Source organism: Burkholderia sp. AU38729, assembly GCF_020419725.1.
Taxonomy (GTDB): Bacteria; Pseudomonadota; Gammaproteobacteria; order Burkholderiales; family Burkholderiaceae; genus Burkholderia.
This window is the reverse complement of sequence record NZ_JAIZQO010000007.1, coordinates 41,033-64,522: the sequence shown is the minus strand read 5'-3', so window position 1 is coordinate 64,522 and position 23,490 is coordinate 41,033. Positions and strand designations below refer to the sequence as shown.

Here is a 23,490-nt window from a genome sequence, read left to right as displayed (position 1 = left end):
CCGATCGAGTATTCGTTATGCCATCTTGACGGGCGCGCGCCAGGATTCCGGATTGGTCCAGAAGGCGCCGCGCAGCCGGTCGCGGCTCGGCGGTGCGGGCGGCTTCGCGGCGCTTGCGCCGATGCGCCCGCGTAGGGAGATCTGCCGGCCGCTCGTGCCGAGTCGCTTCACGATTTCGGCGAGCGTGCCGTCCGCCTGCCATTCGTCGAAGCGACGGCGGCAAGTCGGCGGCGACGGATAGCGGCCCGGCAGCTTCGACCAGCCTTCACCCGTCGACAGCACCCACAGCACGGCGTTCACCACCGAGCGGGCTTCCACGCGGGGGCGGCCGCGCCGCTCACTCCGTGCGGGTTCAGAGCAAAACAGACCCTCGACCAGCGCCCACTCGTTATCTCTCAAATCGTCGAACAGCATCATGTCCTCACCTCAGCGAAGCTAACTCCGGTGCGCTGCCCTGCGCCGCGCACTCTTCAGGCACTCGATCGTCGAGTGCCGGGTGGGGGCGTACGGTTGGCCGGCAGCGGCGTTTCTGCTCTTCCGTCCGACCAAACCTGCGCCCTGTGCGCCAGGTAATGCACGAAGCGTGCCATGTCGGAGGTAATTCCCTCGAGAGCCGCTTGGCAGCGAGCTAACGGCTAAGTCAGCTAGGGGCGTATAAGACGCCAAAATAACCCGCCAGCAAATCGGGACAATCACCAATCTTGTGCAGCTCGCCCGCACCACGTGCGTTCGCGGATGTATTGCACCGCAGCGAAACATGGGGGCAGGTGCGTGATTCGCACATCGAAGCCGGATTCGCGCATTAAAATCGCGCATCGATATCGACGATTGATGAGGTCCAGAAATGAACGTCACGCTGCGCCAGCTTCGCGTCTTCATCGAGGTCGCGCGGCTCAAGAGCTTCAGTCGCGCGGGTGACGAGATTGGGCTCACGCAGTCCGCGGTCAGTCGCTGCGTGCGCGAGCTCGAGGCCGAGCTCGGGCTGAAGCTGATCGATCGTACGACGCGCGACGTGCAGTTGACCGATGTCGGTGGGAACCTGATCGCGAGCGTGTCCCGTCTGCTCGACGATCTCGACGACACGCTGCGCGAGATTCGCGAGATCGGCGAGCAGCGCCGCGGGCGCGTGATCGTCGCGGCCAGTCCGACGATCGCATGCCGGCTGATGCCGCGCGTGGTTGCGTCGTGCGAGCGCCAGTTTCCGTTCGTGACGCTGGGTTTGCGCGACGACGTGCAGAGCGACGTATTGCGCAAGGTGAAGTCGAGCGAGGTCGATTTCGGCGTCGTGATCGGTCCGCTCACGGTGGCCGATCTCGTCTGCGAATCGTTGATGACCGATTCGTTCTGCCTGGTCGCACGCGCCGACCATCCGCTCGCGGCGCGTGCCGAGGTGCCCTGGACGGCGCTGGACGGCGAGCGCCTCGTGCTCCTCGATCATGCATCGGGAAGCCGGCCGCTGATCGACGCCGCGCTGGCCGCTCATCATGTCAACGCGACGGTCATGCAGGAGCTCGGGCATTCGGCGACCGTGTTCGGACTCGTCGAGGCCGGCGTCGGCGTGAGCGTGCAGCCGTGGCTGTCGCTGCCGCTACCAGCCGGCTCGACGCTCGTCGCGCGGCCGCTCACGCCACGCACCGAGCGCACGGTCGAACTCGTGCGCCGCCGCGACCGGTCGTTGTCGCCCGCCGCGCAGGCGATCTGGGAACTCGTGCGGCAGATGCCGGCGAGGGCAGAGGACCTCGACTGACGCGGATCGACGTGCGCCGGCCCTGCTTGCAGGCCGGTACACTACGCGGATCGTGTTCCTCGAAGGTGGTTCTCGATGGTGCATTCCGCAGATTCTCTTCCGGTGGCCGGTTCGCCGGCGGCCCGCGACGCCGTGCACGCGTTGCGTCCGTCGCTGATCCGGGAAGTGGCGAACGCCGGCTTTGGCGTGCCGGACATGCTGCCGTTCTGGTTCGGTGAATCCGATCGCGTGACGCCGGACTTCATCCGGGACGCCGCCGCGGCGGCGCTGCGCGATGGTGCAACTTTCTACACGCACAACCTCGGCACTGCGCCGCTGCGCGACGCGATCGCCTCCTACGTCAGCGCCCGTCACGGTGCGACGGCGGCCGACACCGTGGCCGTGACGAGTTCGGGCGTGAGCGCGCTGATGCTGGCCGCGCAGATGTTGGTCGGTCCGGGCGAGCGCGTCGTCGCGGTCACGCCGCTGTGGCCGAATCTCGTCGAGATTCCGAAGATCCTCGGGGCGCAGGTCGAATGCGTACCGCTCGGCTATGGCGATGCGGGCTGGCAGCTCGATGTCGAGCGGCTGCTGGCGGCGCTGACGTCCGATACGCGGATGCTGCTGATCAACTCGCCGAACAATCCGACCGGCTGGACGATGTCGCGCGACGACCAGCAAGCCGTGCTCGCCCATTGCCGCCGCCACGGCATCTGGCTGGTCGCCGACGAGGTGTACGAGCGGCTCGCTTTCGACGCAGGCGGCGCGGACGGCGCGCCATCGTTCCTCGACATCGCGTCACGCGACGAGCGGGTCGTGGTCGTGAATTCGTTTTCCAAGGCATGGGCGATGACGGGCTGGCGCCTGGGGTGGCTCATCGCGCCGGCAGCGGTGATGGCTGACCTGTCGAAGCTCGTCGAATACAACACGTCGTGCGCGCCGGGCTTCGTGCAGGCCGCGGGTGAGGTCGCGCTGCGTGATGGCGAGCCGTTCGTGCGGTCGTTCGTCGCGGCGCTGCGCGATGCGCGCGATCACCTGGTCGCCGCGCTGCGCACCCTGCCGGGTGTCGAGGTCCCGCCCCCGCTGGGCGCGATGTACCTGTTTCTGCGCCTGCCTGGCGCGTCAGATAGCCTCGCGTTCTGCAAGACGCTGGTGCGCGAGGCGGGGCTCGGCCTCGCGCCTGGGCGTGCATTCGGCCCGGAGGGGGAAGGGTTTGTGCGCTGGTGCTACGCGTGCGATCCGGCACGTCTCGACGCGGGTGTCGAGCGGTTGCGGCGGTTCCTGGCACGGGGCGTGGCCGACCGCTGAAGCGGGGCCGGAGCGGGCAAGGCGTGCTGGCGGCACCCCGTTCGGCTCATCTTTACGCACCGGACAATTTTGCGTAATATGGCGCTCAGTCACGCGGTTCCGTCGTTGAGCCGTGCTGTTCCGTCCGGTTTGGGCCTGGCCTGAAGTTGGTTCGCCGCCCCCGGTTCGTGCTCCCATCAATATGACCGATCAGAATCGGGCGAGCGCGTCTTCCGTTCCTTTCGTCTGTTTGTTGATCCGGTTCGTTTGACCACAGGGTCTGGCCTAGCTGCATGAATACCCAAGAGGCGAAGATCGTCCTCGAGACTGCTTTGATCTGCGCGCAGGAACCGCTGAAGCTCGGCGATTTGCGCAAGCTCTTTGCCGACGGCGTGTCGGCTGACACGGTCCGCACGTTGCTCGAAGATCTGAAACAGGATTGGTCCGGCCGCGGCGTCGAACTGGTAGCGCTGGCGACCGGATGGCGTTTCCAGAGCAAGCCGGCGATGCGCCACTATCTGGATCGCCTGCATCCCGAGAAGCCGCCGAAATATTCGCGTGCGGTGCTCGAAACGCTCGCGATCATCGCGTATCGGCAACCTGTCACGCGCGGCGACATCGAAGAGATTCGCGGCGTGACGGTCAATACGCAGGTGGTCAAGCAACTCGAGGATCGCGGCTGGATCGAGGTGATCGGTCATCGCGACGTGCCGGGACGCCCGGCGCTGTATGCGACGACCAAGCAATTCCTCGACGACCTCGGCCTGAAGGCGCTCGATGATCTGCCTGCACTCGAGGAGCCGGCCGCGAACATTGAGGCCGCGCTGCTGGCGCAGCAGGCGATGGATTTCGACGAGGGCTTGCCGGTTGCCGGCGACGCAACGGGCGACGCGCCGCAAACAGATGAGGCATCCGCCGGTCAATCGGCAGGCTTGCCGGATGATCCTGCGGCGGACGTCGCGTCGACGCATGAAATCGCGAGCCGCGATACGCTCGATGCTGTTCGCGGGCAAACGGAACGAATGGAACAGGCTGGCGCCGAAGCAGTGCCAGCCGGTGTGCAGCCCGAGCCGCCGCGCGCGGATTGGAACGAGGAAGATCGCAAACCGGCTGCCGAAGCGGTTGCCGGAGACGGAGCGGAAGCGGCCGGCGACATGCCCGGCGAGGCTGGCCAGGCCGACGCCCCCCGTTCCCGTCCTGCGGACGACGAGATGCTGGACGACACGTCCGACAGTCTCGCCGATGCCGTGCGAAGCGCCAGTGCACCCATCGGTGCCGATGCGCTGCCGGACGACGAAGCAGAACCTGAACAGCGTCGCGCCTGATCGCGGCCAACTTCTTGCCGCGCCCGCGCCGGGCGCGAGACCTGACATTTTGAGGTTGTTTTGACAGATATCCACGATATTGAATCGTCCGCGCCTGCCGTACAGGCAGCGCGTGCCGACGATGCACCGGAGCAGGGTGCTTCGACCGAGGGCGGCGACGAGCGTCCCCGCCGCGGTCTGCGGCGAGGCCCGCGCAGCCTGATCGCGCGGCGTCGCGCGGCGGCCAAGTCGAAGGGCGCCGAAGGCGAGCCGCAGGACGGCGAAGGCGCTGACGCGCAGCCGGCCGAGGCCGCCGAAGCGCAGCAGCCGACGCGTGCGCCGCGCAAGGAAGGTGCGGCCAAGGGTGCTCGCAAGCCGGCAGCCAAGCGCGAAGGCGCGGCCAAGGCTCAGGGCGGCCAAGGCGGCCAGGGTCGTCGCAGCAGCGCGCCGAAGGCTGAAGGCGGCGCGGCAAAGGCGGAGGGCGATGCGTCCCAGGACGAGCTGTTCGCCTACGTGACGTCGCCGGCATTCGATGCGGACAACTCCGCGGGCGGCAGCGGCGTGCGTGCGCCGATGCTGCGTCGCGGCCGTAGCCAGCCGGCGAACAAGCGCGTGCTGTCGCCGGACGACGACGCGCCGAAGCTTCACAAGGTGCTGGCGGAAGCGGGCATGGGCTCGCGCCGCGAAATGGAAGAACTGATCGTCGCCGGCCGCGTGTCGGTGAACGGCGAGCCCGCGCACATCGGTCAGCGCATCATGCCGACCGACCAGGTGCGGATCAACGGCAAGCCGGTCAAGCGCAAGCTGCCGAACAAGCCGCCGCGCGTGCTGCTGTACCACAAGCCGACGGGCGAGATCGTCAGCCACGCGGATCCGGAAGGCCGTCCGTCGGTGTTCGACCGCCTGCCGCCGATGAAGACGGCGAAATGGCTTGCGGTGGGCCGCCTCGACTTCAATACCGAAGGTCTGCTGATGCTGACGACTTCGGGTGACCTCGCCAACCGCTTCATGCACCCGCGCTACAGCGTCGAGCGCGAGTACGCGGTGCGCGTCGTCGGCGAGCTGGCCGAAGGCATGCGGCAGAAGCTGCTGCACGGCGTCGAGCTCGATGACGGCCCGGCGAACTTCCTGCGCATCCGCGACGGCGGCGGCGAAGGCACGAACCACTGGTATCACGTTGCGCTGGCCGAAGGCCGCAACCGCGAAGTGCGCCGGATGTTCGAGGCGGTCGGCTTGATGGTGAGCCGCCTGATCCGTACGCGTCACGGCCCGATTCCGCTGCCGCGTGGCCTGAAGCGCGGTCGCTGGGAAGAGCTCGACGACGCGCAGGTGCGCAAGCTGATGGCGACCGTCGGCCTGAAGGCGCCGTCCGAGGAGAAGGGCAAGCGCGCCGGTGCCGGCCAGGCAGAGCGTCGCCAGCCCGATCCGATGCAGACGTCGATGGGCTTCATCAGCCGTGAGCCGGTGCTGACGACGCACGGGCAGCTGGATCAGCCCCGTCGTGGTGGTGTTCGTCGCGGCGGGCCGGGCCTGCCGGGTCTGAGCGGCTACGGCAGCCTGCCGGTCGCGCCGTCGGGCTACGGTAATCGCGCCGGCGGCGGCCGGGATGGCAACCGTGCGGGCGGAGGCGGGCGCGATGGCAATCGCGCTGGCGGTGGCCGTGGCGATGTCGACGGCAACCGCGCGTCGTATGGCGCAGGCCCCAAGCGCGACGGCGCGGGCCCCAAGCGTGGCGGCGGCAAGGGCGGTAACCGTAACCCGAACGGCAATCGTGCCGAGGGTGCCGGCAACGGCGGCGGCCCGCGCGGCGGTCAGCGTCCGCAGCGCAGCCGCACCCGCAGCCGCTGAGCATTCAGGCATGCGGCGCAAGGCCGCCGGTGTGCCGGCCGGATCGGCATCTGGCGGGTCCAGTCGGTGCGAGGCATTGCGTTTATTGCTTTCGACTGTATTTATGTCACGCGGTGCTGGATGGCCGCTGGCATGACCGATCTCCGGCTTGCCTTCATGGCGCCGGTTGATCGTGCAGCCCGATTTCGCATTTTTGGGCCCGTAAAGGCAGGTGACGCGCTGCTTTTACCGGCTGGCTTGGCGTTTGCGCCAAAAATCGCTATAATCGCGGAGTCGCTGGGCGTACGGATTCAATGTGCGGCTCAGGTGCGACCACCAGTAAGAAGATGGGCGTTCCGCCCATTTTTTTTTGCTGAAACGGTTAGGCATCTCGGGTAGCGCTTCCTGCGCCGGCTAAGGCGCGCGCCCGCGGGTGTAATCGCGAGCGGCGGGCGCGAACACCTGAGAGGACACAGTGCAACTGACGGAACTGATAGAAACCACGGTCACCGGGCTCGGCTACGAGCTGGTGGATCTCGAGCGCACCGGGCGCGGCATGCTTTGCATCTATATCGATCAGCCTGCCGGCATCTCGCTCGAAGATTGCGAAAAGGTCACGCGTCAGCTCCAGCACGTCTTGACGGTCGAAAACATCGATTACGAACGGCTCGAAGTCTCGTCCCCGGGGCTCGACCGCCCGTTGAAGAAGCTGGCCGACTTCGAGCGCTTCGCTGGCAGCGAAGTTTCCGTGACCTTGAAAAAGCCGCTGGACGGGCGCAAGACGTACCGGGGCATTCTGCACGCGCCGAATGGCGAAACGATCGGTTTGGAATTTGAGAGGAAGAAGGGCGAGGCGGCCATGCTGGATTTCACGCTGGCCGATATCGACAAAGCCCGCCTGATTCCGCAAGTTGACTTTAGGAGCCGCAAATAATGAGTCGCGAAGTGTTGATGCTGGTGGATGCGCTGGCGCGCGAGAAAAACGTCGACAAGGATGTGGTGCTGGGCGCCCTCGAGGCTGCGCTCGCGTCCGCTTCCAAGAAGCTGTTCGACGAAGGCGCCGAAATCCGCGTCCATATCGATCGCGAAAGCGGCGAGCACGAAACCTTCCGTCGCTGGCTCGTCGTGCCCGACGAGGCAGGCTTGCAGGAGCCGGATCGCGAGATCCTGCTGTTCGAGGCACGTGAGCAGAAGCCCGACGTCGAAGTCGGCGAGTATGTCGAGGAACCCGTTCCGTCGATCGAGTTCGGTCGCATCGGCGCGCAGGCCGCCAAGCAGGTGATCCTGCAGAAGGTGCGCGACGCAGAGCGCGAGCAGATCCTGAACGACTACCTCGAGCGTGGTGAAAAGATCATGACGGGTACGGTGAAGCGCCTCGACAAGGGCAATTTCATCGTCGAATCGGGCCGTGTCGAGGCGCTGCTGCGCCGCGATCAGTTGATCCCGAAGGAAAACCTGCGCGTGGGCGACCGCGTGCGCGCTTATATCGCGAAGGTCGACCGCACCGCGCGCGGCCCGCAGATCGAGCTGTCGCGTACGGCGCCTGAGTTCCTGATGAAGCTGTTCGAGATGGAAGTGCCGGAAATCGAGCAGGGCCTGCTCGAGATCAAGGCGGCTGCCCGCGACCCGGGCGTGCGCGCGAAGATCGGCGTCATCGCGTACGACAAGCGGATCGACCCGATCGGCACCTGCGTCGGCATTCGCGGTTCCCGCGTGCAGGCCGTGCGCAATGAGCTCGGTGGCGAAAACATCGACATCGTGCTATGGTCGGAGGATCCCGCCCAGTTCGTGATCGGCGCGCTCGCGCCGGCAGCTGTCCAGTCGATTGTCGTCGATGAAGAAAAGCACTCGATGGACGTCGTCGTCGACGAGAACGAGCTGGCTGTCGCGATCGGCCGCAGCGGTCAGAACGTTCGTCTTGCAGGCGAACTGACCGGCTGGCAGATCAACATCATGACGCCGGACGAATCCGCCCTGAAGCAGGGTGAAGAGCGCGACCGGCTGCGTGCACTGTTCATGGCGCGTCTCGACGTCGACGAAGAAGTTGCCGACATCCTGATCGACGAAGGCTTCACGAGCCTGGAAGAGATTGCGTACGTGCCGCTCAACGAAATGCTCGAAATCGAGGCGTTCGACGAGGACACCGTGCACGAACTGCGCAACCGCGCACGCGACGCGCTGTTGACGATGGCCATCGCGAACGAAGAAAAGGTCGAGAACGCAGCGCTGGATCTCAAGAGCCTCGACGGCATCACGCCGGAGCTGCTCGCGAAGCTGGCCGAACATGGTGTGCAGACGCGCGACGATCTCGCCGAGTTGGCTGTAGATGAACTGGTCGACATGACCGGGATGGAAGAGGATGCCGCTAAGGCGTTGATCATGAAAGCACGTGAACACTGGTTCCAGTGAGAAATGACCATGGCGCACTGATTTGATGGCGGCCGTATGGCCTGACCCGATGCTAACCGCAAGGAATCGGTCCTTGCACTAAGAGGAATGAATGGCGAGTAACAACGTAGCCCAATTTGCCGCGGAACTGAAAATGCCTGCTGGTGTGCTGCTCGAACAGCTGCAGGCAGCGGGCGTCCAGAAAGCGAGTGAAGACGATGCGCTGTCCGAAACGGACAAGGCGCGTCTGCTCGATCATTTGCGCAAGTCGCACGGCGCAACCGACGGCGACAAGCGCAAGATCACGCTGACCCGCAAGCATACGTCGGAGATCAAGCAATCTGACGCGACGGGCAAGGCTCGCACCATTCAGGTCGAGGTCCGCAAGAAGCGTACGTTCGTCAAGCGCGACGACGTGAGCGAGGGTGCGGAACAGGGTCAGGCGCAGGTTGCCGAGGCGGACGACGATGCGGAACTGAAGCGTCGCGAAGAAGAAGCGCGCCGTGAGGCCGAGCTGCTCGAGAAGCAGGCGCAGGAGCTTCGCGAGCGCCAGGAACGCCTCGAGCGCGAGGAAGCAGATCGCCGCGCCCGCGAGGAAGCGGCTGAAGCCGAGCGTCGTCGCGCCGAGGAAGAGGCCGCAGTGAAGCGTGCCGCGGCCGAAGCTGCGGCGGCGCAGCAGCAGGCGGCCGCACAGCAGGCTGCTGCAGCCGAGCAGCAGGAAGCGGTCAGCACGCAGTCCGCACAGGACGAAGCACGCGCAGCCGCCGAACGTGCGGCTCAGCGCGAAGCGGCGAAGAAGGCTGAAGACGCTGCCCGTGAGGCGGCGGACAAGGCGCGCGCCGAGCAGGAAGAGATCAGCAAGCGTCGTGCAGCGGCAGAAGCCGAAGCGCGTGCGATCCGCGAAATGATGAACACGCCGCGCAAGGCAGTGGTCAAGGCAGTCGAGCCGCCGAAGCCGGTCGAGCCGCCGAAGCCGGCCGAAGCGAAGGGCACGCTGCACAAGCCGGCAAAGCCGGAAGGTGCGCAGGCGCGTCCGGCCGTGAAGAAGCCGGCCGGTGCGGCAGCGCCGGCTACGACTGCGCCGGCAGGTGCGGGCGACCGTAACAAGAAGCCGGGTGCAGGCAAGGGCGGCTGGCAGGACGACGCGTCGAAGCGTCGCGGCATCAAGACGCGCGGCGATTCGAGCGGCGGTGTCGACCGCGGCTGGCGCGGTGGCCCGAAGGGTCGCGGCCGTCACCAGGACAGCTCGACGTTCCAGGCGCCGACCGAACCGATCGTTCGTGAAGTGCACGTGCCGGAAACCGTATCGGTTGCCGACCTCGCGCACAAGATGTCCGTCAAGGCCTCCGAAGTCATCAAGGTGATGATGAAGATGGGTCAGATGGTCACGATCAACCAGGTGCTGGACCAGGAAACGGCGATGATCATCGTCGAAGAACTGGGCCACCGCGCGGTTGCCGCGAAGCTGGACGATCCGGAAGCGCTGCTCGTCGAAGGCGAAACCGGTACCGATGCGGAGCAACTGCCGCGTCCGCCGGTCGTCACGGTCATGGGTCACGTCGACCACGGCAAGACCTCGCTGCTCGACCACATCCGCCGCGCGAAGGTTGCAGCGGGCGAAGCGGGCGGCATTACGCAGCACATCGGCGCATACCACGTCGAAACGCCGCGCGGCGTCATCACGTTCCTCGATACGCCGGGTCACGAAGCGTTCACGGCAATGCGTGCACGCGGCGCGAAGGCGACCGACATCGTGGTGCTGGTGGTGGCAGCCGACGACGGTGTGATGCCGCAGACGAAGGAAGCCATCGCCCACGCGAAGGCAGGCGGTGTGCCGATCGTCGTCGCGATCAACAAGATCGACAAGCCGGACGCGAATCTCGATCGCGTCAAGCAGGAGCTGGTCGCGGAAGGCGTCGTGCCGGAAGAGTACGGCGGCGATTCGCCGTTCGTGCCGGTTTCGGCGAAGACGGGCGCGGGTATCGACGATCTGCTCGAGAACGTGCTGCTGCAAGCCGAAGTGCTGGAACTGAAGGCACCGGTCGAGGCGCCGGCCAAGGGCATCGTGATCGAAGCGAAGCTCGACAAGGGCAAGGGCCCGGTCGCGACGATCCTGGTGCAGTCCGGTACGCTGAACCGAGGCGACGTCGTGCTGGCGGGTACGGCTTATGGCCGCGTGCGCGCGATGCTCGACGAAAACGGCAAGCCGACGAAGGAAGCCGGCCCGTCGATCCCGGTCGAAATCCAGGGTCTGTCGGAAGTGCCGGGTGCGGGCGAAGAAGTGATCGTGCTGCCGGACGAGCGCAAGGCGCGTGAAATCGCGCTGTTCCGTCAGGGCAAGTTCCGCGACGTCAAGCTTGCGAAGCAGCAGGCCGCGAAGCTGGAAAGCATGCTCGAGCAGATGGGCGAAGGCGAAGTGCAGAACCTGCCGCTCATCATCAAAGCGGACGTGCAAGGCTCGCAGGAAGCACTCGTGCAATCGCTGCTCAAGCTGTCGACCGACGAAGTGCGCGTGCAGATCGTGCACAGCGCGGTGGGTGGCATCAGCGAAAACGACGTCAACCTCGCAACGGCATCGAAGGCGGTCATCATCGGCTTCAACACGCGTGCAGATGCACAGGCGCGCAAGCTGGCCGAGTCGAACGGCATCGACATCCGTTACTACAACATCATCTACGACGCAGTGGATGAGGTGAAGGCGGCGATGTCGGGCATGCTGGCGCCGGAGAAGCGCGAAGTCATCACCGGCATGGTCGAGGTGCGCCAGGTCTTCAAGGTACCGAAGATCGGTGCAGTCGCCGGCTGTATGGTGACGGACGGTATCGTCAAGCGCTCGTCGTCGGTGCGCGTGCTGCGCAACAACGTCGTGATCTTCACGGGTGAACTCGAATCGCTGAAGCGCTTCAAGGACGACGTGAAGGAAGTGAAGCAAGGCTTCGAGTGCGGTATGTCGGTGAAGAACTTCAACGACATCGTCGAAGGCGACCAGTTCGAAGTCTTCGAAGTGACCGAAGTCGCGCGTACGCTGTAACCCTCGCGCATCGGCTCATGGGCGGGGCAGGCTTGGGCCTGTCCCGCCCATTTTCATGGTGGCGTGCCAACACTGGCCGCCGCTTTATCCTGATAAACGGATCACGGATCGATCATGTCCAGGAAACGTACTTCCCCCAATCGCAACGTGCAGATCGCTGACCAGATTCAGCGCGATCTGTCGGAACTCATCATGCGCGAGGTCAAGGATCCGCGCATCGGCATCGTGACCATCCAGAGCGTGGAACTCACGCCGGATTACGCACACGCGAAGGTCTACTTCACCGCGTTGACCGGCGATCCGGACAAGACGCAAGAAGCGCTGAACCACGCGTCGGGTCACTTGCACAACCTGTTGTTCAAGCGCCTGCACATCCATACGGTGCCGACGCTGCACTTCCACTACGACCAGACGATCGAGAAGGCCGTGGAAATGTCGCGCCTGATCAAGGAAGCGAACTCGACGCGCGCGAAGGACGACGACGAGGCCGATTCGGCCGCCAAGGACGACTGAGCTCGACCGGCCTATGACGACTGCAGCACCTCAACGTCCGCGCGTGCCCCGGCGCGTGCTGGACGGTGTCCTCCTGCTCGACAAGCCGGTCGGCCTGTCGAGCAACGATGCGCTGATTCGCGCGAAGCGTCTGCTGCTCGCGAAGAAAGCCGGCCACACCGGTACGCTCGATCCATTGGCTTCGGGCCTGCTGCCGCTGTGCTTCGGCGAGGCGACGAAGTTCTCGCAGGATCTGCTCGAAGCGGACAAGACCTACGAGGCGACGATGCGTCTCGGCCAGCGTACGGCCACCGGCGACGCGGAAGGCGAAGTGATCGAGACGCGGCCCGTCGAATGCGACCGCGCGGCGGTAGAGGTCGCGCTCGTGCGCTTCACCGGCGAGATCGTGCAGGTGCCGCCGATGTATTCGGCGCTCAAGCGCGATGGCAAGCCGCTGTACGAATATGCGCGGGCGGGGCAGACCGTCGAGCGCGAGGGCCGCAACGTGACGATCCTCGCACTCGACCTGCTCGCGTGCGACCTGCCTGACGTGACGTTTCGCGTGTCCTGCAGCAAGGGCACTTACGTGCGTACGCTGGCGGAGGATATCGGCGAGGCGCTCGGCTGCGGCGCACATCTGACGATGCTGCGTCGCACGGGCGTCGGCGCGCTGACGCTCGAGCATGCGGTGACGCTCGATGCGCTGTCCGATGCAGACGAAGCGTTGCGCGATGCGTGGCTCCAGCCGGTCGACGCGTTGCTGTCGACGTTTCCGCTGGTTCGTCTCGATGAAACCAGCGCGAAACGCTTCCTGCACGGCCAGCGCCTGCCGCTGTCAGCGCTCGATCCGATCGATGCGGCCGAAGGCGAGCGTGTACGCGTCTATGACGCCACTCGGCTGCTTGGCGTGGCGCGCAAGGCGAACGGCGTACTGGCGCCGGAACGGCTCGTCGTCACGGCGGCCTGACGCCGCGGCGCGAACGCGCGCCCATTGGAATAAAAAAGCCCGGTCGATGTCGACCGGGCTTTTTGTTTACGTCCAGGCTGCGTGTTCAGTGTGCAGCCGATGCCGCGGCACCTGCATCGCCGCCGCCCGAGCGCTCGGGTTTCGTGATCCAGATCAGCCCGATCAGCAGCACGAAGATTGCCGCCGAGATGTAGAACAGGTCGTTCACGCCGAGCTGCGCGGCCTGCTGCGTGGCCATGTTGTTGATCAGCCCGTGCGCCTGGTCCTGCGTCAGCCCGAGGTTGCCCATCTGCGTGACGGCCTGGTTGAACGTCGGGTTGTAGACGTTCGCCTGCTCGACCAGTTGCGCGTGATGGAAGTTGTTGCGATGGTCCCAGGCCGTCTGGAAGATCGACGTACCAATACCGCCGCACATGATCCGCACGAAGTTCGACAGGCCCGATGCTGCAGGGATGCGGTGGCCGGGCAGGCCGGACAGCGTGATCGACACCAGCGGGATGAAAAAGCCGGCCATCGCGATACCCTGCACGAGCGTCGGCAGCGTCAGCGACCATTCGTCGACGCCCGTCGTGTAGCGCGAGCGCATCCAGAAGCACAGCGCAAACGTCAGGAACGACGCCGTCGAGATGAAGCGCGGATCGGTGCGCGGCAGATACTTCCCGGTGAGCGGCGACAGCAGGATCGCGAACAGCCCGACCGGCGCCATCACGAGACCGGCGTCGGTCGCGGTGTAGCCGATCTGCGTCTGCAGCCACAGCGGCAACAGCACGAGGTTGCCGAAGTACAGGCCGTACCCGATCGACAGCGCAACCGTGCCGCCGGTGAAGTTCCGCATGCGGAACAGCGACAGGTCGACGACCGGATGCTCGGCAGTCAATTCCCAGATGACGAAGAACGCGAACGCAATGACGGCAGTTAGCGCGAGCACGATGATGGTCGTCGACGCGAACCAGTCGAGATCCTTGCCCTTGTCCAGCATGATCTGCAGCGATCCGACCCAGATGACCAGCAGCGCGAGGCCCACGCCGTCGATCGGCGCGCGGCGCACGGCCGACTCCCGGTTGCGATAGATCGCCCACGTTGCGGCGGCGGCGGCGATGCCGACCGGGATGTTGACGTAGAAGATCCACGGCCACGAGTAGTTGTCCGAGATCCAGCCGCCGAGGATCGGGCCGGCGACGGGCGCGATCAGCGTCGTCATCGCCCATAGCGCGAGCGCCATCGGTGCCTTGGCGCGTGGATAGCTCGACAGCAGGAGCGCTTGCGACAGCGGAATCATCGGGCCTGCCACCGCGCCTTGCAGCACGCGCGACCCCAACAGGAACGGCAGGTTGGGCGAGAGACCGCACATCCACGACGAAATCACGAACAGGATGATCGACGCGAGGAACAGGCGCACCTGCCCGAAGCGGTCGGTCAGCCAGCCGGTCAGCGGCACCGAGATCGCGTTCGCGACCGCGAACGACGTGATGACCCACGTGCCCTGGTCGGACGACACGCCGAGGTCGCCCGAGATGGTCGGGATCGCGACGTTCGCGATCGACGTGTCGAGCACGTTCATGAACACCGCGAGCGATACCGCGATCGTCCCGATCACGAGTTGCCCGCCCTGCAAGGGCGGGTGAGAGACAGGAGCCTGTGCCATGTCGGTTGTTTTTCCGGAGTCGGAACGGTTACATCATCTTCGCGACGGCATTCGACTTCGACGCGGCCGGCGCCGATGCGTTGCCGCCTGCGTTCTCGGCGACGATGCGGGCGATTTCGGCGTCGGCTTCGTCGCCGTATTTCGCGAACACGTTGGTCTCGTAGACGGTGTTCGGCGCGTTCACGAGCTGGTCGCCGCGTTCGTCCTTGATGTCCACGTCGACCTGCATCGACAGGCCGATGCGCAGCGGGTGCTTGTCGAGATCCTTCGGATCGAGTTCAATTCGCACCGGCAGGCGCTGCACGACCTTGATCCAGTTACCCGTCGCGTTCTGCGCCGGCAGCAGCGAGAACGCCGAGCCCGTACCGGCCGAGAAGCCGACCACCTTGCCGTGGTAGACCGCCGACGAGCCGTAGATGTCGGCCGTCAGTTCGACCGGCTGGCCGATGCGCATGTGCTTGAGCTGGACTTCCTTGAAGTTCGCATCGACCCACACGGCGTTCAGCGGTACCACCGACATCAGCGGCGTGCCCGGCGACACGCGCTGGCCGACCTGCACCGAGCGTTTCGCGACATAGCCGGTGACCGGCGCGGGAAGCACGTTACGGGCATTCGCCAGGTAAGCGTCACGAACCTTCGCGGCCGCGGCCATCACGTTCGGGTGCGAGGCGATCGTCGTGTTCGCGGTCAATGCGCGATTCGATGCGAGCTGCTGCTGCGCGGCGTCGACCGACGCCTGCGCGGCCTTCACCGCGTCGCGGGCATGCGAGATCTCTTCCTGCGACACGGCGCCCGTCTGCGCGACGGCGAGGCGGCGACGCAGGTCGTCCTGCGCCTTCGACAGGTCGGACTGGCGCAGCGCGACTTGCGCGCGGTACTGGTCGTCGTTGACGAACAGGCCGCGCACCTGGCGCACCGTTTGCGCGAGATTGGCTTCGGCCTGCTGAAGCGCGACTTGCGAGTCGGCCGGGTCGAGCACGACGAGCGGATCGCCGGCCTTGACGGTCTGCGTATCGTCGGCCTTCACCGCGATCACGGTACCGGTGACTTGCGGCGTGATCTGCACGACGTTGCCGTTCACGTACGCGTCGTCGGTCCCTTCATGGAAGCGGGCGACGAGGAAGTAATACAGGCCGTACGCAATGGCCGCGATCACGATGACCGCGACGAGCAGCGTCATCATTCGCTTGCGCTTGCCGTTGTTCTGCGGCTGCGCGCTGGCGGCGTTTTGTTGGTCGCTCATGGCGATTTTCTCCGTCCGTTATTTCGAGTGTCTGCGTAGTGGTGGCGCCGGATCAGTTGGCGGCCTGTTTTGTCGGCTTGTCGGCATCGGGTGCGGCGAGCGGCGTGCCGGTCGCGTCGAACCCGCCACCCAGCGCCTTGATCAGCGCGAGCTGCATGTCGCGGCGGCGCATCTTCAGGTTGGTCACCGTCTGCTCCGAGGCGAGGCGGTTGCTGTCCGCGGTCAGCACCTGCAGCTGCGGCGACAGGCCGGCCTTGTAGCGGATGACCGCGAGGTCATAGGCGCGCGTCGATGCGTCGAGTGCGCGTTGCGCATCGCCCATCTGGCGATCGACCGCGCGGATCGATGCAACCTGCGTCGCGACGTCGTTCAGCGCACTGATCAGCGTCTGGTTGTAGTTCGCCACCGACAGGTCGAAGTCCGCGTAGCGGCCCTTGAGCTGCGCGCGCAGCGCGCCGGCGTCGAAAATCGGCAGATGGATCGCCGGGCCGAACTGCGCCTGACGGCTCGCGAAGTTCAGGAATTTGCCCCAGCCGAATGCATCGAAGCCGAAGCCGGCCGCGAGGTTCACGTCGGGATAGAACTCGGCCTTCGCTTCCTTCACGTCGTGCATCGCGGCTTCGACCTGCCAGCGCGCGGCGACGATGTCGGGGCGGCGCGACACGAGATCGGCCGGCAGGTTGCCGGGCAGCGCGACTTCGCCGCTCGGGTTCACCACCGGCGCGGCGATCTGCAGCCCGCGATCCGGGCCCTTGCCGAGTAGCGCGGCGAGCTGGTAGCGCACCGTCGTGATCTGGCCATCGAGATCCGACAGCGAAGCCTGGGTCGTCGCGATATTGCCGCGCGCCGTCTGGCGTTCGACGTTGGTGTCGAGACCGGCCGACACACGGCCGTCGGTGATCTTGCCGACCGTCTCGCGGTTGGTGATCTCGCGTTGCGCGATGTCGCGCAGCGCATAGAGCTGCGCGAGCGAATTGTAGGTGCGTGCGACCGACGACGCGAGCGTGATGCGCGCCTGCTGCATGTCGGCTTCCGCCGCCTTTTCCTGCGACACGGCGGTGTGCAGGCGTTCGCGGTTCTTGCCCCACAGGTCGAGTTCCCACGACGCGCTCGCGAGCGCGTTGTTCTCGCTGTACCACTGGCCGCCATACGGGGGCGGAAACAGCGCGTTCCCCGAGTACAGCTCGCGCGTCCACGAATAGCTGGCTTCTGCCTTGGGCATCAGGCTCGAACGCGACGATTCGATGTACGACGACGCCTTTGCGATGCGCGCCTGCGCCTGCGCGATCGACGGATTGCCCTGCAGGGCCTCGTCGATCAGCTTCGGCAGCTGCGGATCGCCGAACTGGCTGGCCCAGTCGAGCGCCGGCCACTGGCCGCCCTGGGCCGGGAGGCTCTGGGTGGATTCGAATTGCGACGCGGGGGCGATCTGCTTGTCGCTCTTGATGCCGATGTAATTCGCGCAGCCCGCCAGCGCCAGTGCGGCGACCGCAGCGGCGACGGCGGTGCGGCACGACCCGGCGCGCACGGACAACGGGGAGGATTTCATCGCGCTGATCCCTGACTCGGAATGAATGATGGACACTGCAAGGATTTCCTTACATTAATCTGTCAAAAGTAATTGTTATGGCAACTATTACGTGATGCTGCCGCCGGCGGTTTCGCAGTAGTTACTGAGAATGCGGCGCAGCATGCTCTTCAGGAACCCGACTTCTTCCGGCGTAAACCCGTCCAGCACCTGGTCGAGCACACTGCGGAAAATCGGCGGCAGCCGTTCGGCGAGCGCACGACCTTCGTCGGTCAGCTCGAGGCGCACGACGCGCCGATCCTCGATGCTGCGAACGCGGGACAGCAGGCCACGTTTCTCGACCCGGTCGAGCAGGCGCGTGACCGCGCTCGCGTCGATCCCGTACTCGCGCGCGAGCTCGGCGGCCGTCGAGCATTTGCCGACCGCGATCATGAACAGCATGCTCGCCTGCGTGCCCGTGATACCGAGCTCTTCCTGCGTGCGTTGCGTGACGAGGTTGGTCATCACCGATTTCACGCGCGACATCAGATAGCCGACGCTGTCGTTCATCTGATATGAAGACAGCTGCGAGACGGGCGGTTGGGTGGAAGAATCCGACATAAAACCCTGAAGCTGCAATAGTTGACTAGGCAGCAGTATAGGCACAGTTGCTTGCCGCGGCAAATGTTAATCGAACGGCAAAGGGCGCGCTTTGTGGCCCATAAATCCACTATCACATTAAGGTTTTTGGGCTTGCCAACGGCGCGGGTTTCGGCCGACCGGCGGGTTCCAGGGAAGGGCGTGCCGGCCGCCTGGTGTTGCGTCGCAACGTGTCCGTCAGCTCGCGACATCCGCACGTGCTATAATTTGTGGCTTTCCAAGCTGCAATGCGCGCGCCCGTGAAAAACGAGCGGGCGCTTTTGCGCGTTCAAACGATTTCCAGGTTTCTATGACCCGCGCCCTTCGCAATATCGCCATCATCGCCCACGTCGACCACGGCAAGACTACGCTCGTCGACCAACTGCTTCGCCAGTCCGGCACCTTCCGCGAGAACCAGCAGATTGCGGAGCGGGTGATGGACTCGAACGACATCGAAAAAGAGCGCGGGATCACGATTCTCGCGAAGAACTGCGCGGTCGAGTATGAAGGCACGCACATCAACATCGTCGACACGCCGGGGCACGCGGACTTCGGTGGCGAGGTGGAGCGCGTGCTGTCGATGGTCGACTCGGTGCTGCTGCTCGTCGACGCGGTCGAGGGCCCGATGCCGCAGACCCGCTTCGTCACGAAGAAGGCGCTCGCGCTCGGCCTGAAGCCGATCGTCATCGTCAACAAGATCGACCGTCCGGGTGCGCGGATCGACTGGGTCATCAACCAGACCTTCGACCTGTTCGACAAGCTCGGCGCAACCGAAGAGCAGCTCGATTTCCCGATCGTCTACGCATCGGGCCTGAACGGCTATGCGTCGCTCGACCCGGCCGCGCGCGAAGGCGACATGCGCCCGCTGTTCGAGGCAGTCCTCGAGCACGTGCCGGTCCGCCCGGCGGATCCGGACGCGCCGCTGCAGCTGCAGATCACGTCGCTCGACTATTCGACGTACGTCGGCCGGATCGGCGTCGGCCGCATCACGCGCGGTCGCATCAAGCCGGGTCAGCCGGTCGCGATGCGCTTTGGCCCGGAAGGCGACGTGCTGAACCGCAAGATCAACCAGGTGCTGTCGTTCACGGGTCTCGAGCGCGTGCAGGTCGAATCGGCCGAAGCGGGCGACATCGTGCTGATCAACGGTATTGAAGACGTCGGCATCGGCGCAACGATCTGCGCGGTGGATACGCCGGAAGCGCTGCCGATGATCACCGTCGACGAGCCGACGCTGACGATGAACTTCCTCGTCAACTCGTCGCCGCTCGCCGGCCGCGAAGGCAAGTTCGTCACGAGCCGCCAGATCCGCGACCGCCTGATGAAGGAACTGAACCACAACGTCGCGCTGCGCGTGAAGGACACCGGCGACGAAACGGTGTTCGAAGTGTCGGGCCGTGGTGAGCTGCACCTGACGATTCTCGTCGAGAACATGCGTCGTGAAGGCTACGAGCTGGCCGTGTCGCGTCCGCGCGTCGTGATGCAGGAAATCGACGGTGTGCGTCACGAGCCGTACGAACTGCTGACCGTCGACGTCGAGGACGAACATCAGGGTGGCGTGATGGAAGAGCTTGGCCGCCGCAAGGGCGAGATGCTCGACATGGCGTCGGACGGCCGCGGCCGCACGCGTCTGGAGTACAAGATCTCGGCGCGTGGCCTGATCGGCTTCCAGAGCGAATTCCTGACGCTCACGCGCGGCACGGGCCTGATGAGCCACATCTTCGACTCGTACGCACCGGTCAAGGACGGCTCGGTGTTCGAGCGCCGCAACGGCGTGCTGATCTCGCAGGACGACGGCGCTGCCGTGGCCTATGCACTGTGGAAGCTGCAGGATCGCGGCCGCATGTTCGTGAAGCCGGGTGACGCGCTCTATGAGGGCATGATCATCGGTATCCACAGCCGCGACAACGACCTCGTCGTGAACCCGATCAAGGGCAAGCAGCTGACCAACGTGCGTGCGTCGGGTACCGACGAAGCCGTGCGCCTCGTGCCGCCGGTCCAGATGTCGCTGGAATACGCGGTCGAATTCATCGACGACGACGAGCTCGTCGAAGTGACGCCGCAATCGATCCGCCTGCGCAAGCGCTTCCTGAAGGAGCACGAGCGTCGCCGCGCGAGCCGCGAAGGCGCGGTCGACTAAGCGTTCCGGCCGTTCACTGCATCACGGAAAAGGCTGCCTGCGGGCAGCCTTTTTTGCATCTGCGCAGTGTGCAGTCGGATTGTCTGCAAAACACTGTTCCCGCGGGTCGTGGCAATCCGGCAAAACCCCGTCGCGCGGTGCTTTCAGGCACATTTCGCCGTGAACTCCGGTATCGGTTCTGTGATATGCTGCGCGCACGCAAGTTTTAGGTCCTTCCAAGCAAGACTTGATTCGCAATCCGCTAAACGGTCAGGCCGTGTCGCGGAAGGTTGAGTAACCCGCTATTTCTCGAGAAGCTCGAAGAAAGGTGAGCGTAAAATGTCAGATGTAATGAAGCAGTTTCAGCTGAACTCCTATCTGTTCGGCGGCAATGCTTCGTACGTTGAAGAACTGTACGATGCATACCTCAACAATCCGGCATCGGTGCCGGAGAACTGGCGAGAGTATTTCGACGCGCTGCAGAATGTGCCTGCAACGGACGGTTCGAATGCCAATGACGTCGCCCATTTTCCGATCGTCGAATCGTTCGCCGAGCGCGCGAAGGCCAATGCCTTCATCCCGCGCGAAAGCACGACCAATCTGGCTGCGGCACGCAAGCAGGTGCACGTCCAGTCCCTTATCAGCGCGTATCGCTTCCTTGGCTCGCAATGGGCCAATCTGGATCCCCTGAAGCGTCGCGAACGTCCCGCCATTCCCGAGCTCGAACCCGCGTTCTACGATTTCTCCGAAGGCGACCTCGACCAGACCTACAGCGCAAGCAACCTGTACTTCGGTTTCGACCAGGCTTCGCTGCGTGACATCGTCAAGGGTCTGCGCGACACGTACTGCGGCACGATCGGCGCCGAGTACATGTACATCAGCGACCCGGAACAGAAGCGCTGGTGGCAGGAGCGCCTGGAGTCGACCCGCGCGACGCCGAACTTCTCGGCCGACGAGAAGAAGCACATCCTGAATCGCCTGACGGCCGCCGAAGGCCTCGAGCGTTACCTGCATACCAAGTACGTCGGCCAGAAGCGCTTCTCGCTCGAAGGCGGCGAAAGCTTCATCGCGGCGATGGACGAAGTCGTCCAGCACGCAGGCAAGCGCGGCGTGCAGGAAATCATCATCGGCATGGCCCACCGTGGCCGTCTGAACGTGCTGGTCAACACGCTGGGCAAGATGCCGGCCGACCTGTTCGCCGAATTCGAAGGCAAGCACGTCGACGACCTGCCGGCCGGTGACGTGAAGTACCACAAGGGCTTCTCGTCGGACGTGTCGACGGAAGGCGGCCCGGTCCACCTGTCGCTCGCGTTCAACCCGTCGCACCTCGAAATCGTGAACCCGGTGGTCGAAGGTTCCGCGAAGGCGCGGATGGACCGTCGCGGCGACGAAGACGGCCTGCAAGTGCTGCCGGTGCAAATCCACGGTGACGCGGCCTTCGCTGGCCAGGGCGTCGTGATGGAAACGCTGAACCTCGCGCAGACGCGCGGCTACGGCACGCACGGCACGCTGCACATCGTCATCAACAACCAGATCGGCTTCACGACGTCCGACCCGCGCGATGCGCGCTCGACGCTGTACTGTACCGACGTCGTCAAGATGATCGAAGCGCCGGTGCTGCACGTGAACGGCGACGATCCGGAAGCTGTCGTGCTCGCGATCCAGATCGCGATCGACTACCGGATGCAGTTCCACAAGGATGTCGTGATCGACATCGTCTGCTTCCGCAAGCTGGGCCACAACGAGCAGGACACGCCGGCGGTCACGCAGCCGCTGATGTACAAGAAGATCGCGCAGCACCCGGGCACCCGTGCGCTGTACGCCGAGAAGCTCGTGCAGCAGGGCGTGATCACCGCGGAAGACGCCGACAACTTCGTGAAGGCGTACCGCAAGGCGATGGACGACGGTCACCACACGGTCGACCCGGTCCTGTCGAACTACAAGAGCAAGTACGCGGTCGACTGGGTTCCGTTCCTGAACCGCAAGTGGACGGATGCAGCCGACACGGCCGTGCCGCTCGCGGAACTGAAGCGCCTCGGCGAACGCATCACGACGGTCCCGGAAAACTTCAAGGTCCACCCGCTCGTCGAGCGCGTGATCAACGACCGTCGCAACATGGCGCGTGGCGACCAGCCGCTCGACTGGGGCATGGGCGAACACCTCGCGTTCGCGTCGCTCGTCGCATCGGGTTACTCGGTGCGCCTGACCGGCCAGGACTCGGGCCGCGGCACGTTCACGCACCGTCACGCGGTGCTGCACGACCAGAACCGCGAGCGCTGGAACGACGGCACGTACGTGCCGCTGCAGAACATCGCCGAAGGCCAGGCGAAGTTCACGGTGATCGACTCGGTGCTGTCGGAAGAAGCGGTGCTGGGCTTCGAATACGGTTACTCGACCGCTGAGCCGAACACGCTCGTGCTGTGGGAAGCGCAGTTCGGCGACTTCGTCAACGGCGCGCAGGTCGTGATCGACCAGTTCATCTCGTCGGGCGAAGTGAAGTGGGGCCGCGTGTCGGGTCTGACGATGCTGCTGCCGCACGGCTACGAAGGCCAGGGTCCGGAGCACTCGTCGACGCGTATCGAACGTTTCCTGCAACTGTGCGCGGATCACAACATGCAGGTCGTTCAACCGACGACGCCGGCACAGATTTTCCACCTGCTGCGTCGCCAGATGATCCGCCTGTTCCGCAAGCCGCTGATCGTCGCGACGCCGAAGTCGCTGCTGCGTCACAAGGAAGCGGTGTCGGACCTGTCGGAACTCGCGAAGGGTTCGTTCCAGCCGGTGCTGGGCGAAACCGACGGCGGCATCGACGCGAAGAAGGTCAAGCGCGTGCTGGCATGCTCGGGCCGCGTGTATTACGACCTCGTCGCCCATCGCCGCGAAGCGAAGGCGAACGACGTCGCGATCATCCGTATCGAGCAGCTGTATCCGTTCGCGCACAAGCAGTTCGAAGCCGAAATGAAGAAGTACGAGAACGCGACTGAAGTGGTCTGGGTGCAGGACGAGCCGCAGAACCAGGGCCCCTGGTTCTACGTCGAGCACCATCTGAAGGAAGGCATGAAGGAAGGGCAGAAGCTGGCATACAGCGGCCGTCCGGCTTCGGCCTCGCCGGCGGTTGGCTACTACGCGAAGCACTACGAGCAGCAGAAGGCCCTCATCGAAGGTGCTTTCGGCCGCCTGAAGAGCGCATCGATCGCGAAATAACCGACGGAAGCGGAACGGGAAGGCGCCATGCGCTTTCCCGTCTCTTTTGGCCCGCCGGGCGCGTCGCGCGCCGCACCGGCCGAAGGAATCGCACGAACCTCGTCACACCCCAGA

15 protein-coding genes and 1 pseudogene are annotated in these 23,490 nt (G+C 65.0%); 11 read left to right on the top strand and 5 right to left on the bottom strand.

Annotated elements, in window-relative coordinates:
* Positions 1 to 18: 18 nt before the first annotated feature.
* A pseudogene (locus LGM56_RS19325) lies at positions 19 to 414 on the bottom strand (transposase); the annotation flags it as partial.
* 430 nt (positions 415 to 844) lie between these two features.
* On the opposite strand from LGM56_RS19325, the gene LGM56_RS19320 reads away from it, so the two are divergent.
* The 9 genes from LGM56_RS19320 (at position 845) to truB (ending at position 13,022) form a co-directional block, all read left to right on the top strand.
* Positions 845 to 1,747, top strand: a complete 903-nt coding sequence (locus LGM56_RS19320; RefSeq protein WP_089494708.1) for a LysR family transcriptional regulator — start codon at positions 845 to 847, stop codon at positions 1,745 to 1,747.
* 75 nt (positions 1,748 to 1,822) lie between these two features.
* Entirely contained in the window at positions 1,823 to 3,034 is a 1,212-nt protein-coding gene (locus LGM56_RS19315; protein ID WP_226206454.1) for a pyridoxal phosphate-dependent aminotransferase, read from the top strand.
* A gap of 272 nt (positions 3,035 to 3,306) precedes the next feature.
* Entirely contained in the window at positions 3,307 to 4,338 is a 1,032-nt protein-coding gene (gene scpB / locus LGM56_RS19310) for an SMC-Scp complex subunit ScpB (RefSeq protein ID WP_089494710.1), read from the top strand.
* A gap of 60 nt (positions 4,339 to 4,398) precedes the next feature.
* On the top strand, positions 4,399 to 6,165 hold the full coding sequence (rluB, locus tag LGM56_RS19305) for a 23S rRNA pseudouridine(2605) synthase RluB (protein ID WP_226206453.1): 1,767 nt from the start codon (positions 4,399 to 4,401) through the stop codon (positions 6,163 to 6,165).
* 454 nt (positions 6,166 to 6,619) lie between these two features.
* Positions 6,620 to 7,078 (top strand): ribosome maturation factor RimP, encoded by a 459-nt coding sequence (gene rimP / locus LGM56_RS19300; protein WP_014897219.1) that lies wholly within the window; start codon positions 6,620 to 6,622, stop codon positions 7,076 to 7,078.
* Entirely contained in the window at positions 7,078 to 8,553 is a 1,476-nt protein-coding gene (nusA, locus tag LGM56_RS19295) for a transcription termination factor NusA (protein ID WP_006476166.1), read from the top strand. The genes rimP and nusA overlap by 1 nt, the downstream gene beginning before the upstream one ends.
* Before the next feature lie 91 nt (positions 8,554 to 8,644).
* Positions 8,645 to 11,563 carry a translation initiation factor IF-2 gene (gene infB, locus LGM56_RS19290; RefSeq protein ID WP_089494712.1) on the top strand — a complete coding sequence of 973 codons (2,919 nt, stop codon included), beginning with the start codon at positions 8,645 to 8,647 and terminating at the stop codon, positions 11,561 to 11,563.
* 114 nt (positions 11,564 to 11,677) lie between these two features.
* On the top strand, positions 11,678 to 12,076 hold the full coding sequence (rbfA, locus tag LGM56_RS19285) for a 30S ribosome-binding factor RbfA (protein WP_089425212.1): 399 nt from the start codon (positions 11,678 to 11,680) through the stop codon (positions 12,074 to 12,076).
* A 13-nt stretch (positions 12,077 to 12,089) separates the two neighbouring features.
* Complete coding sequence (truB, locus tag LGM56_RS19280; protein WP_226206452.1) at positions 12,090 to 13,022, top strand: tRNA pseudouridine(55) synthase TruB; 933 nt, start codon at positions 12,090 to 12,092, stop codon at positions 13,020 to 13,022.
* Between the two features lie 85 nt (positions 13,023 to 13,107).
* Here truB and LGM56_RS19275 read toward each other — a convergent pair whose 3' ends face one another.
* The 4 genes from LGM56_RS19275 to LGM56_RS19260 form a co-directional block, all read right to left on the bottom strand.
* Positions 13,108 to 14,667 carry a DHA2 family efflux MFS transporter permease subunit gene (locus tag LGM56_RS19275; protein ID WP_089494714.1) on the bottom strand — a complete coding sequence of 520 codons (1,560 nt, stop codon included), beginning with the start codon at positions 14,665 to 14,667 and terminating at the stop codon, positions 13,108 to 13,110.
* 28 nt (positions 14,668 to 14,695) lie between these two features.
* Positions 14,696 to 15,910 (bottom strand): efflux RND transporter periplasmic adaptor subunit, encoded by a 1,215-nt coding sequence (locus LGM56_RS19270; RefSeq protein ID WP_089494715.1) that lies wholly within the window; start codon positions 15,908 to 15,910, stop codon positions 14,696 to 14,698.
* A gap of 52 nt (positions 15,911 to 15,962) precedes the next feature.
* Positions 15,963 to 17,459, bottom strand: a complete 1,497-nt coding sequence (locus LGM56_RS19265; protein WP_226206450.1) for an efflux transporter outer membrane subunit — start codon at positions 17,457 to 17,459, stop codon at positions 15,963 to 15,965.
* A gap of 87 nt (positions 17,460 to 17,546) precedes the next feature.
* Positions 17,547 to 18,038 (bottom strand): MarR family winged helix-turn-helix transcriptional regulator, encoded by a 492-nt coding sequence (locus tag LGM56_RS19260; RefSeq protein ID WP_089494717.1) that lies wholly within the window; start codon positions 18,036 to 18,038, stop codon positions 17,547 to 17,549.
* Positions 18,039 to 18,366: 328 nt separating this feature from the next.
* Between LGM56_RS19260 and typA the strand changes: the two genes are divergently transcribed.
* Together typA and LGM56_RS19250 are read left to right on the top strand one after the other, a co-directional pair.
* On the top strand, positions 18,367 to 20,193 hold the full coding sequence (gene typA / locus LGM56_RS19255; protein WP_039358989.1) for a translational GTPase TypA: 1,827 nt from the start codon (positions 18,367 to 18,369) through the stop codon (positions 20,191 to 20,193).
* Between the two features lie 318 nt (positions 20,194 to 20,511).
* Complete coding sequence (locus tag LGM56_RS19250) at positions 20,512 to 23,376, top strand: 2-oxoglutarate dehydrogenase E1 component (protein WP_046545499.1); 2,865 nt, start codon at positions 20,512 to 20,514, stop codon at positions 23,374 to 23,376.
* The last annotated feature ends 114 nt before the right edge of the window (positions 23,377 to 23,490 follow it).